The organism is Kitasatospora sp. NPDC056783 (genome assembly GCF_042789895.1).
Taxonomy (GTDB): Bacteria; Actinomycetota; Actinomycetes; order Streptomycetales; family Streptomycetaceae; genus Kitasatospora.
The window spans coordinates 52288-63857 of record NZ_JBHUAF010000008.1 but is presented as its reverse complement, the minus strand read 5'-3'; the positions used below and the strand labels follow the sequence as shown (position 1 = coordinate 63857).

Annotated in this window: 9 protein-coding genes; 5 read left to right on the top strand and 4 right to left on the bottom strand. The window is 74.5% G+C overall.

The features are described from left to right. The first annotated feature begins 163 nt into the window (after positions 1-163). The 5 genes from ACFRMQ_RS03080 (at position 164) to ACFRMQ_RS03060 (ending at position 4116) form a co-directional block, all read left to right on the top strand. On the top strand, positions 164-1366 hold the full coding sequence (locus tag ACFRMQ_RS03080) for an MFS transporter (RefSeq protein WP_380726281.1): 1203 nt from the start codon (positions 164-166) through the stop codon (positions 1364-1366). Between the two features lie 47 nt (positions 1367-1413). Further along, the gene (locus ACFRMQ_RS03075; RefSeq protein WP_380726279.1) at positions 1414-1836 is read left to right on the top strand and encodes a heme-binding protein; all 423 of its coding nucleotides are present in this window, start codon (positions 1414-1416) and stop codon (positions 1834-1836) included. After that, entirely contained in the window at positions 1833-2180 is a 348-nt protein-coding gene (locus tag ACFRMQ_RS03070; RefSeq protein WP_380726277.1) for a nuclear transport factor 2 family protein, read from the top strand. Before ACFRMQ_RS03075 ends, ACFRMQ_RS03070 begins: the two co-directional genes overlap by 4 nt. Positions 2181-2192: 12 nt before the next feature. Then, entirely contained in the window at positions 2193-3029 is an 837-nt protein-coding gene (locus tag ACFRMQ_RS03065; protein WP_380726275.1) for an aldo/keto reductase, read from the top strand. A gap of 76 nt (positions 3030-3105) precedes the next feature. Beyond that, positions 3106-4116, top strand: a complete 1011-nt coding sequence (locus ACFRMQ_RS03060) for a TIGR03571 family LLM class oxidoreductase (RefSeq protein WP_380726273.1) — start codon at positions 3106-3108, stop codon at positions 4114-4116. A gap of 120 nt (positions 4117-4236) precedes the next feature. Here ACFRMQ_RS03060 and ACFRMQ_RS03055 read toward each other — a convergent pair whose 3' ends face one another. From ACFRMQ_RS03055 to ACFRMQ_RS03040, 4 genes are all read right to left on the bottom strand, one after another. Continuing rightward, positions 4237-7356: a phosphocholine-specific phospholipase C gene (locus ACFRMQ_RS03055; RefSeq protein WP_380726271.1), complete on the bottom strand. Its 3120-nt coding sequence runs from the start codon at positions 7354-7356 to the stop codon at positions 4237-4239. A 334-nt stretch (positions 7357-7690) separates the two neighbouring features. Beyond that, complete coding sequence (locus tag ACFRMQ_RS03050; protein WP_380726269.1) at positions 7691-7987, bottom strand: hypothetical protein; 297 nt, start codon at positions 7985-7987, stop codon at positions 7691-7693. Further along, positions 7984-8469, bottom strand: coding sequence for a hypothetical protein (locus tag ACFRMQ_RS03045; RefSeq protein ID WP_380726267.1), 486 nt, complete (start codon positions 8467-8469; stop codon positions 7984-7986). Before ACFRMQ_RS03045 ends, ACFRMQ_RS03050 begins: the two co-directional genes overlap by 4 nt. Positions 8470-8652: 183 nt before the next feature. Continuing rightward, positions 8653-11544 carry a BTAD domain-containing putative transcriptional regulator gene (locus ACFRMQ_RS03040; RefSeq protein ID WP_380726265.1) on the bottom strand — a complete coding sequence of 964 codons (2892 nt, stop codon included), beginning with the start codon at positions 11542-11544 and terminating at the stop codon, positions 8653-8655. Positions 11545-11570: the final 26 nt, after the last annotated feature.

The window sequence follows — 11570 nt, the reverse complement described above, 5'->3', positions numbered from 1 at the left end:
GGGGACGGGCCGGGCCCGGTCGCGTTCCACCGCCCCGCGGAACCCTCCACCCGACCCCTGTGAGCGCGTGCACCATATCCGCGCTTGCACTTATCGCGCGTCTGCAACTATTGTTTAAGCACGCAAGGCGCTAGCTCAAGCAATCACAGAAGGGTTCGGGCCCATGCCTCTCGCTCTCATCGCCCTGGCCATCGGCGCATTCGGGATCGGGACCACCGAGTTCGTGATCATGGGACTCCTGCCCCAGATCGCCGGCGACTACGGCGTCTCCATCCCCAACGCGGGCCTGCTGGTCACCGGCTACGCCCTCGGCGTGGTCATCGGCGCCCCGCTGATGACCGTCCTCGGCACCAAGATCAGCCGCAAGACCATGCTCATGCTGCTGATGGGCCTGTTCGTCGCCGGGAACCTGCTCTCCGCGTTCGCCCCGTCCTTCCCCGTGATGCTGGCCGGGCGCATCGTGACCTCGCTGGCCCACGGCGCCTTCTTCGGCATCGGCTCCGTCGTCGCCGCCGACCTCGTCGCCCCGCAGAAGAAGGCCGGCGCCATCGCCACCATGTTCACCGGGCTGACCATCGCCAACATCGTCGGCGTCCCCCTGGGCACCTTCATCGGCCAGGCCGTCGGCTGGCGCACCACCTTCGCCGGCGTCGCCGTGCTCGGCGTGATCGGACTGCTCGGCATCGCCAAGCTCGTCCCCGCCATGCCCCGCCCCGAAGGCGCCCACCTGCGCCGCGAGCTCACCGCCTTCCGCAACCCCCAGGTCCTGCTCGCGATGGCGATGACCGTCCTCGGCTTCGGCGGCGTCTTCGCCGCGATCACCTACATCGCCCCGATGATGACCAACGTCGCCGGCTACGCCGAAGGCTCCGTCACCTGGCTGCTGGTCCTGTTCGGCGTCGGCATGTTCCTCGGCAACCTGCTGGGCGGGCGCTACGCCGACCGCAAGCTGATGCCGATGCTCTACACCACCCTCGGCGGCCTCGCCGTGGTGCTGGCCCTGTTCACCCTCACCGCCCACAACAAGGTCCTCGCCGCCATCAGCGTCATGCTGGTCGGAGCCCTCGGCTTCGCCACCGTCCCCCCGCTGCAGAAGCGGGTCCTGGACCACGCCCACGGCGCCCCGACCCTGGCCTCCGCCGTCAACATCGGCGCCTTCAACCTCGGCAACGCGCTCGCCGCCTGGCTCGGCGGCATGGTGATCGCGGCCGGCCTCGGCTACACCGCCCCGAACTGGGTCGGCGCCGTCCTCGCCGCCGCCGCCCTGCTGCTGGCCTTCTGGTCCGCCGCCCTGGAGCGCCGCGACCACACCCGTGAGGCCCTCACCGCCAGCGCGGCTCCCCGCCACGCCGCCCTGCGCCACTGACCATCGATCTGACCGGAACCCACCCCACCACCGGGAGAAGCACCACCATGAGCACCACCACCGTCGCCCCGCTCACGATCACCGACGCCGAGCGCCTGGTCGACGCCGCCCGCACCGCCGCCGAGGCCGCCGGTGTGACGGTCAGCGTCACCGTCCTGGACGCGGGCGGCCACCTGCTCGCCTTCCGCCGCGACGACCGCGCCGTGCTGATCTCCGGCGAGACCAGCACCCGCAAGGCCTACACCGCCCTCCAGCTGAACGCCCCGACCGCCGACCTGGTCGACCTGGTCAAGCCCGACGGCCCGTTCCACACCCTGCCCACCGCGCTGGACCGCCCGCTGCTGTTCATCGCCGGCGGCATCCCGGTCCACCGCGACGGCCGCCTCGTCGGCGCCATCGGCGTCGGCGGCGGCGCCCCCGAGCAGGACCACTCCTTCGCCACCGCCGCGCTGACGGAACTCGCCCGGTGACCCGCACCCCCCAGGAGGTCTTCGCCGACCACGGGCGGCGCCTGGGCACCGGGGACCTCGACCACATCGCCGGGAACTACACCGAGGACACCGTCCTCATCACCCCCAGGGGCGCGTTCCACGGCCACGACGGGGTCCGGCAGGTCATCGGCCGCCTCCTGGCCGACCTGGCCGACGCCGACTGGCAGCTCACCCCCGGCTTCGCCGGGGACGTGCTGCTCCTGCGCTGGAACGCCGCCACCACCGAGCACGAGGTCACCGACGGAGTCGACACCTTCGTCTTCCGCGACGGCCTCATCAGCGCCCAGACCGTCCACTACACCCTCAACCACCGCACCGCCTGAAGGAGCAAGACCATGACCACCCCCAGCGTCCCCACCGTGAAGCTGAACAACGGCGTCGAGATCCCCCAGCTCGGCTTCGGCGTCTTCCAGGTCCCCGACGACCAGACCACCGCCGCCGTCTCCTCCGCCCTGGAGGCCGGCTACCGCAGCATCGACACCGCCGCCATCTACGGCAACGAGACCGGCGTCGGCCGCGCCCTGGCCGCCTCCGACGTGGCCCGCGAGGACCTGTTCGTCACCACCAAGCTGTGGAACGCCGACCAGGGCTACGACGCCACCCTGCGCGCCTTCGACGACAGCCTCGCCAAGCTCGGCCTGGACTACGTCGACCTCTACCTCATCCACTGGCCCACCCCGGCCCGTGACCTCTACCTGGACTCCTGGCGCGCCCTGGAGCACCTCGCCGCCGAGGGCCGCATCCGCGCCGCCGGTGTCTCCAACTTCCAGCCCGCCCACCTCCAGCGCCTGCTGGACAACAGCTCGCTGGTGCCCGCCGTCAACCAGGTCGAGCTGCACCCCGGCCTCCAGCAGACCGAGCTGCGCGCCTTCCACGCCAAGCACGGCATCGCCACCGAGGCCTGGAGCCCGCTCGCCCAGGGCGCCGTCCTCGGCGACCCGGCGATCACCGCGATCGCCGAGCGCACCGGCAAGTCCCCGGCCCAGGTCGTGCTGCGCTGGCACCTGCAGCTCGGCAACATCGTCATCCCCAAGTCGGTCACCCCGGCCCGCATCCGCCAGAACCTCGACGTCTTCGGCTTCGAGCTGACCGAGCAGGACATGGCCGCGATCGCCGCCGGCGACCGCGACCTGCGCACCGGCCCGAACCCGGACGAGTTCAACGCGAGCTGACCCACCGCCCCACCACTCCCGTCCCGGGCGGTCCGCACCGCCGCCCGGGACGGGCTTTTTCGTAAGGACCCCCGCCATGGCACTGCCCCACCCCGCACTCGCCCGACTGGCCCCCGCCGACGGCCGGCTGACCATCGGCCTGGAACTGCCCCTGGACAACGACTGGGGCCAGGACCGCGGCCGGGCCGACCGCGCGGCCGGCCGGCCCTTCGGCGTCCCCGACCTCACCGAGCACGCCCGCCTCGCCAAGCTCGCCGACCGCCTCGGCTTCGCCGCCCTGTGGGTGCGCGACGTCCCGCTCTACGACCCCCTCCAGTTCGGCGACGCCGGCAGCGTCTTCGAGACCTTCACCCACCTCGGCCACCTCGCCGCCCTCACCGAGGACGCCGTCCTCGCCACCGGCGCGATCGTCCTGCCGCTGCGCGAGCCGCTGCTGGTCGCCAAGGCCGCCGCCACCGTCGACGCCCTCTCCGGCGGACGCCTGCTGCTCGGCCTGGCCAGCGGCGACCGCCCCGTGGAGTACCCGCTGTTCGACCGCGACTTCCAGGGCCGCGGCGAGGCCTTCCGCACCGGCGTGGAGACCCTGCGCGCCGCCTGGCGCCCCGGCCCGCTGGAACTGCCCGCCGCCGGCCTCGGCGCCGACCGGCAACTGGAGGTCCTACCCAAGCCCGTCCACCCCGCCGGCATCCCGATCGCCGTCGCCGGCGGCGCCCAGCAGAGCCCCGAGTGGGTCGCCGAGCACGCCGACGCCTCCCTCAACTACCCGCGCGACCTCGGCGCGCTGCGGCTGCGGATGCGCCAGTGGCGCGACCTCGCCGGCGACAAGCCGTACCTGACCCCGATGGTGCTCACCCTCGACGAGGACCCGGCCGCCGCGCCCCGCCCCATCCGGCTCGGCCTGCACACCGGGCGCACCGCGCTGATCGAGCACCTGGAGCTGATGAACGCCCTCGGCGTCGCCCACGTCTCCTTCAACCTGCGGCCCAACGACCGGCCCGTCGACGAGCTGCTCCAGGAGCTCGCCGAGGAGGTCCTGCCGCGCTTCGCCGCCCCCGCCGGCACCGCCGTCGGGCGGCAGCGGGGTTAGGCCGGGCGCGCGGGAACCCCGCGCCGGTCGGCGCACCGCCGCGCAGCGGCGCCGAGCGCGCGCACGCCGAAGGCCCGCCCGGGCGCGGGGGCTCGGGCGGGCCGGGGTGAGGGGCGGGGGTCAGTCGGTGACGGGGCGGGTGTCGAGGCGGATGTGGTCCAGGGCCCAGAACCAGTTGTTGCCGGCGTCGTACATGCGGAACCTGAGGGTCACGCCGCGGGCGCCGGCCGGGACGGCGATGGCGCGGGTGATCCGGGCGTTCTGGACGTCCTTGCCGGCGTTGTCGTTGCCCGTCGGGTCGGAGCTGTAGGTGAGCAGGCGGGTCTCGGTGCCGTTGTCGAAGACGGCGGTGACGGTGGCCTTCTGCGGGGCTTCCTGGCGGTAGTGGGAGTCGAAGGCGAGGTGGAGGGTGTCGGTGCCGGCCGGGATGGTGACGGCGGGTGAGACCAGGGTGGAGTCGAAGACGCCCTTTCGGGAGGGGGAGCCGGTGTCGTCCCAGTCGTCGGGGTCGGCGACGGCGACGACGCCGAGGGCGCGGGTGAAGTTGCCGCGGTCCTGGGCGCCGAGGGTGGCCCACTCGCGCTTGGTGTGGAAGGTCCAGCCCTGGAGGCGCACGGTGCCCTGGGGCATGCCGGGGGCGTTGACGACCGTCCAACCCTGGGGGGCCTGGGCGGTCCAGCCGAGCAGGCCGGACTCCGGCTTGAGGGCGCCGGCCAGGGACTCGAAGTCCTGGTCGAGGAGGTGGCCGGTCATCACCGGGGCGGTGCGGGCGGCGAGTTCGCCGTCGGCGAGGGCCTGGCGGCCGTCGGCCTGGGCGCGGGCGGTGACCAGCAGGCGGTGGGTGGGGACGGCGGGCAGCCGGGCGGGCGGGGTGACCTGCCAGACGGCGGTGGCGCGGGCGCCGGCGGCGAGCTTGTCGGGCGCGGGGGTGACGGCGGTGGCACTCCAGCCGGGCGGCAGCAGCGGCTGGGTCTCCAGGCGGGTGAGGGCGGTGGTGGCGGTCAGGGTGGCGGTGACGGTGGCGGGGCGGCCGGGCAGCAGCACGGCCTCGTCGATGGTGGTGGAGGCGGCGCCGAGGGAGAGTTCGACGGTGAGCGGGTCGGCCAGGCCGAGGGCCGGGTCGGTGACGGTGCGCTCGTCCCAGGGGAAGCGTCCGGCGATGCGGCGGCGGAAGCCGAGGTCGCCCTGGACGGTGACGGCGACGTCGTACCAGCCCTCGGGGCCGACCTTGAGGTTGACGGTGCGGTCGTCGCCGGCCGCGACGCGCACCTCGCGCAGGCCGTCGCCGTAGGCGAGGTCGCCGACCAGGAAGGTCCGGGCGGTGCGGGTGCGGTTGATGACGTCGACCTCCAGCACCTTGCCGTTGCCTTCCTCGGAGAGGGAGACCTCGTAGCCGGCGGCGGTGTCGCCGCGCAGGTGCCACAGGGCGCCGTCGGGGCCGTGGACGCGCAGGTCGTAGCCGGCCGGGCCGACCTTCCAGACGTCGGACAGGCGGGACTTGGCGGCGACGGTGTAGTGCTTGGGGGCTTCGCCGGAGGCGGGGTAGACGGCGAAGACGGCGCCCTGGCGGCCCTGGTTGACGAAGTCGAGGGTGAGTTCGTCGCCCTTGAGGCGGGGCTTGACGAGCAGGTTGTAGGGGGCGGGGCGGGCGGTGCGGGTGCCGCGCTGCTGCTGGGGGAAGGTCTGCGGGCTGGGGACGGTGGGGGCGGGGAGCTTGCCGGTGTCGGTGACCTTCTGGCGGTTGCCGCTGGTGTCGGGCAGCTGGGGCCAGGCGGGGTTGCGGCCGGAGAAGTCGAAGACGCCTGTGAGGTCGCCGCAGACGGCGCGCCGCCAGGGGCTGATGTTGGGTTCCTGGACGCCGAAGCGCTGTTCCAGGAAGCGCAGGACGGAGGTGTGGTCGTAGACGGTGGAGTCGACGACGCCGCCGCGCGTCCACGGGGAGACGACGACCATCGGCACCCGCACGCCCAGGCCCATCGGGTAGGGGCCGGAGACGAGGCTCTCGCCGGCGGGCAGGGTGTCGGACCAGGTGAGGGTGCCGTCGGCGGCCTTGACCCGGTACCTGCCGTCCTGGTCGACGACGCGGTGGTAGGTGGCGGAGCCCTTGGCGACGCGGACGACGACCTCGCCGTCCACGGACACGCTGGACTTGCCGCGGCCGGCGGCCAGCGGCGGGACGGGCGGCAGCTGGTGGTCGAAGAAGCCGCCGTGCTCGTCGTAGTTGAGGATGAAGACGGTCTTCTGGAACACCTCGGGCTTGGCGGCGAGCGCGGACAGCAGCCGGGCGGTGAGGTGCTCGCCGTTCGGCGGGGCGTAGTTGGCGTGCTCGGACAGGGCCGCGGGGGCGACGATCCAGGAGACCTGCGGGAGGCGGTCGGCCTGGACGTCGGCGGTGAAGGCCTCGACGAGGGCGTCGCCCATGGCGAAGGGGTCGTTCTTCTTGGCCGGGTCGCCGACGGCCCGCATGCCGCGCTCGTACAGCGGCTCGCCGGGCTTGGCCTTGACGAAGGGGGCGAACCAGGCGAGGGCGTTGTCGTCGAAGTTGTCCAGGGCCTGGTAGGTCTTCCAGCTGACGCCGGCCTTCTCCAGGCGCTCGGCGTAGGTGGTCCACTCGTAGCCGCCGGGGATCTCGGTGTTGTCGGTCACCGGGACGTCCCGGACGGTGCCGCCGCTGGTGCCGGTCATCGCGTGGTCGCGGTTGGTGTTGGTGTTGCACTGCGTCGAGGAGTAGTAGGCGTCGCAGACCGTGAACACCGAGGCGAGGGCGTGGTAGAAGGGCATGTCGGCGGACTCGTAGTAGCCCTGGCCGAGCCAGCCGGAGGAGCGGCGGGTGACGGAGCCGTCGGCGCGGCCCTCGTTCCAGGCGCTCATGGAGTCGCCGTAGCCGAAGGAGGGCGCGCCCTGCTGGTAGGCGCTGGTGTGGGCTGCGTTCATCGCGAAGGGCAGCAGGTAGCCCTCCTTGCGGCCGGGGTCGGGCTGGTGGAACACCGAGCGGCCGTCGACGCCGCGCACGGCGGTGCGGTCGCCGAAGCCGCGCACGCCCGCCAGGGTGCCGAAGTAGTGGTCGAAGGCGCGGTTCTCCTGCATGAACACCACGACGTGCTGGATGTCCGCCAGCTTGCCGGGCCGGGCCGGCGCGGCGAGTGCCTGCCGGACGCTGATCGGGAGGGCGGACAGCACCGCGGCCGCCGCCGCGCCGCCGAGGACGCTGCGGCGCGACAGTTCGGGCTTCGGACTCATGGGGGTGGGGCTCCTTGTGGACGGACCGCGGTCTTCGGTTCGGGGGCCGGGCCGCGCGGTTCGGACCGGACCCGTTATGTGTACGTGACCGAGGTGGACGCAGCCGTGGTGTCCGATGACGGGCCGATGACCGGCAAGAAGCGCCGAGCTGTACAGACAACTTGACGGTATTTGATCAAGGTGCGGGCGATCGCCGGAACGCCCTGCCCGTCAGGAGGCCGGGCCGGGGCCGCAGGTGGGAGCCGCGGGTGAGGGACCGGGACCGGGCGACGGGTCCGGGTGCGGGCCGCCGGACGGGCCGGGGCGCTCCCCCGGCCCGCGGCCGCCGCCGTCGTCAGGCGCGGTGGTGGAGCCTGCGGGCGGCGGTGCGGATGGCGAGGGTGTACGGGGTGTCGAGGGCGCGGGTGGGGGCGTCGAGGTCGTGGAAGGGCACCAGGGACCTGTGGGTGTCGTCGGTGGTCTGGGTCCAGGCCGTCCAGGCGTTGTGGACGTCCTCGTCGGTGACCTGCTCGCCCTTGGCCTGGAGCAGCACCGCGTAGATGCGGAACAGGTCGTCGGAGCCCGCGGGGGGTCTCGCCTCGTCGGGCAGGCAGGCGCGGATCAGGTCGGCGATGGGATCGAGGTGGCTCATACGGCCAGTGTGCCGGTGACGAGGGTGCCGGTGAGCAGGATCAGGTGGGCCGCGGCGAAGATGACCGGCACGGCCCGTTCGCTGGTGCCGAGTTCGGTGTAGTGCCGGTGGTGGCGGCCGGGCGTCGATCCGTTCCTGAGGATGTCCCACTCCTCGGCGAAGATCTGCGCCGGCAGCCTCTTCTCCAGGTTGTTGATGACCTGGAACTTGGCGCCGTTGAGGTCCCGGTAGCTGCGCAGCTGCATCCACCAGGCGCCGGAGAGGGTGATGCCGGCCAGGGCCACGGCCGCCGGCACCCACCAGGGGGATTCGGAGAGCTTGGGGATGCCGAAGCCGATCAGGGTGACCAGCGCGGTCTGCACGGACAGGAAGAAGGTGTTGGCGCTGCCCCGGCGCTCGGAGATCCGGTCGGCCATCTCCACGGCGAGCAGGTACAGCTCCATCAGTTCGGAGCGACGGCTCGGCTCCGGCGGCGTGGTCATCGCGCGCTCCCTCGGCAGACGGTGGGCCGGCTCCCCCGGTGTCTGCATCCTTCCCGCCCGCCGGCCCCGCCAGTGCTGCGCCCGCGCTGGGGTGTGCGGGGCCGATCCGGCTGGTGGGGGCGGTGGTCGCAGTGGTCGCGGGAGGGGCGGGCGGGGCTCGGTACGGGGGCTCAGTACGGGGGCTCAGTACGGGGGCGCGGTCCGGTGGCGGTCCGTCGGGGCGGTGGCGGCGGACAGGGCGCGCAGAGCCGCGCCGGCCTGGGCCTCGCCCTCCCCGTACTGGTGGGCGCGGGCGGTGCGGACGGCGGCGGCGAGCTGGAGCTCCGCCTCCTGGGGGCGGCCCAGGGCGGCCAGGGCCCGGCCGTAGAGGGTCTGGAGGACGACCCGGCGGGTGACGGGGAAGGGCGGGTCGGCGACGGCCAGGCCGCGGGCGGCGTGGTGGGCGGCCTCCTCGGGGGCGTCGGTGGCCAGGCACTCGGCGGCCAGGTGCTGGCGGGCGAGGGCGACGAGGTCGGCGCGGGCGGCCCGTTCGGCCAGGGCCAGGGCCTGGGTCAGCAGGACGCGGACCCGGGTGCGGTCGTCGTGGCCGCCGTGGCGGGCGAGGGCGACGGCGAGGTTGACCAGGGCGACGGCCTGGGCGGCGGTGTCGCCGGCCCGGGCGGCGAGGTCGGGGGCGCGTTCCAGGTGGACGAGGGCCTGGTCGGGGCGGCCGTCCTCCAGCAGGACCCAGCCCAGCAGGGCGCGGGCGCGGGACTGGGCGCCGGGGTCGCGGTCGGCTTCGGCGGCGGCCAGGCCGTGTTCGAGCAGCGGGGCCCAGCCGTCGCCGATCTGCCAGACGATCAGCGGCCACTGGAGCAGCACCAGGCGCCAGGCGCGGTCGTGGAGCCCGGCGGCGACGGCCGCCTCGACGGCGCCGCGCAGGGTGTCGCGTTCGGCGGCGTACCAGGCGAGGGCGCTCGCCCGGTCGGGGAAGGGGCGGACCTCGGCGGGGCGACGGGTGCCGGGCGGCAGGGCGCAGCAGGGTTCGCTGCCGGGTTCGGCGGCGGCGCAGGCGGTGAGGAGGGTGTTGAGGAGGTGGTCGAGGAGGCGGGGCAGGACGTCGGGGTCGGTGTCGCCGGGCAGGCTGCGGGCGTAGAGGCGGACGAGGTCGTGGAGGGTGTAGGCGTCGCGGCCGATCCGGACGATCAGGTGGGCGGTGGCCAGTTGGGCCAGGGCGTCGGCGGCTTCCTCGGGGCGGCAGCCGGCGAGGGCGGCGGCGGTGCGGTTGTCGAGGGTGGTGCCGGTGTGGGTGCCGAGGCGGTGGAGGGTGCGGCGGGCGGGTTCGCTGAGGTGTTGGACGGTCAGGGCGAGGGCGGCGGCGACGCTGGTGTCCTCGACGTCGAGGAGGTCCAGGCGGTCCTGTTCGTCGGCGAGTTCGTCGGCGAGGGCGGCCAGGGTGCGGGCGGGGCCGGTGGCGAGGCGGGCGGCGGCCAGGCGCAGGGCGAGGGGCAGGCCGTCGCACAGGCGGGCGAGGCGGGCGGCGGCCAGGGGTTCGGCGGCGATGAGGTCGGGGCCGAGGGTGGCGGCGAGGAGGGTGACGGCCTGGGGGGAGGAGAGTTCGGCGAGCGGGACGGGGCGGGCGGCGTCGGTGGCGACGAGGCCGCCGAGGCGGTCGCGGCTGGTGACGAGGGTGACGCAGTCGTCGCCGTCGGGCAGCAGGGGGCGGACCTGGTCGGAGCGGCGGGCGTTGTCCAGGACGATCAGCATCCGGCGGGTGGCGGTGAGTTCGCGGTAGCGGGCGGTCATCGCCTCGGGGGTGGCGGGCATCTGTTCGGCGGGCAGGCCGAGGGCGAGGAGCAGTTCGCGCAGGACGGCGGCGGTGTCGCGTTCGGGCAGCGGGCTGTGGCCGCAGAGGTCGACGAAGAGGCGGCCGTCGGGGAAGTCCTGGCCGCGGTGGTGGGCCCAGTGGACGGCGAGGGCGGTCTTGCCGACGCCGGCGCCGCCGGTGAGGACGGCGAGGGCGCCGGGGGTGTCGGTGGCGCGGTCGAGGGCGGCGAGTTCGTCCTGGCGGCCGGTGAAGCCGCGCGGGCGGCGGGGGAAGGGCCAGGGGGTGGGCTGGGCGGGGGGCCGTACGGTCGGGGTGGGGGGCCGTACGGGGGCGGGGGGTGCGGTCGGCAGCCGGTCGTACTGCTCCTGGTCGCCGGGGAGGCGGGCGGGCGGCACCCGGTCGGGGCGGTGGGCCGGGGTGGCGGGGTGCGGGGACGGGTCGGTGCGCGGGGACGGGTCGGTGCGCGGGGACGGGTCGGTACGCGGGGACGGGTCGGTACGCGGGGACGGGTCGGTACGCGGCGGGGCGTCGGTGCGCAGCAGGCGGTCGTAGGCCTCGGTGAGTTCCGGTCCGGGGTCGATGCCCAGTTCCTCGGCCAGGGCGCGGCGGGTGCGGTGGAACCAGTCCAGGGCCTCCGAGCGGCGTCCGGCGCGGCCGAGGGCGTGGATGAGTTCGGCGACCAGGGGTTCGCGCAGCGGGTTCGCGGAGGCCTCGGCGTGCAGCAGGCCCGCGGCGGCGGCGTGGTCGCCGAGCCGGCTGTGGGCGCGGGCCAGTTCCTCGGCGGCGCTCAGCCTCTGTTCCTCCAGGGCCAGGGCGGCGCAGCGCAGTGGCAGGCCGGCGGTGGTGCCGGTGAGGGCGGGCCCCCGCCACAGGGCGAGTGCCTCGCGCAGGGCGGTGGCGGCCTGGCCGGCGTCGGGCAGGTGGCGGGCGTGGGCCACGAGGTGTTCGAAGCGGGTGGCGTCCACCGCGAGGTCGGGGGTGCGCAGCAGGTAGGCGCCGCTGTCGGTGACGAGTTCGATGCCGGCGTCGTGGGCGTCGTGGGCGGTGAGCAGGGCGCGCAGCGCGGAGACGTGGTTGTGGATGACGGTGCGTGAGTGGCGGGGCGGTTCCTCGTCCCAGAGGGTCTCGGTGAGCCGTTCGACGGTGACCGGTGCTCCGGGGTTGAGCAGCAGCATGGCGAGCAGGCTGCGGCGTTTGGCCGATCCGGCCGCGAGTTCCCGGCCGTCCTCGGCCACGACGGCCACCGTTCCCAGCAGTCGGAACTTCACGCACCCCCCAGGTGGAATATGACGAG

Bases quoted from the DNA above. Each gene is read 5' to 3' on its own strand.
- ACFRMQ_RS03080 (WP_380726281.1), top strand. From the start codon at position 164: ATGCCTCTCGCTCTCATCGCCCTGGCCATCGGCGCATTCGGGATCGGG.
- ACFRMQ_RS03075 (WP_380726279.1), top strand. From the start codon at position 1,414: ATGAGCACCACCACCGTCGCCCCGCTCACGATCACCGACGCCGAGCGC.
- ACFRMQ_RS03065 (WP_380726275.1), top strand. From the start codon at position 2,193: ATGACCACCCCCAGCGTCCCCACCGTGAAGCTGAACAACGGCGTCGAG.
- ACFRMQ_RS03060 (WP_380726273.1), top strand. From the start codon at position 3,106: ATGGCACTGCCCCACCCCGCACTCGCCCGACTGGCCCCCGCCGACGGC.
- ACFRMQ_RS03055 (WP_380726271.1), bottom strand. From the start codon at position 7,356: ATGAGTCCGAAGCCCGAACTGTCGCGCCGCAGCGTCCTCGGCGGCGCG.
- ACFRMQ_RS03050 (WP_380726269.1), bottom strand. From the start codon at position 7,987: ATGAGCCACCTCGATCCCATCGCCGACCTGATCCGCGCCTGCCTGCCC.
- ACFRMQ_RS03045 (WP_380726267.1), bottom strand. From the start codon at position 8,469: ATGACCACGCCGCCGGAGCCGAGCCGTCGCTCCGAACTGATGGAGCTG.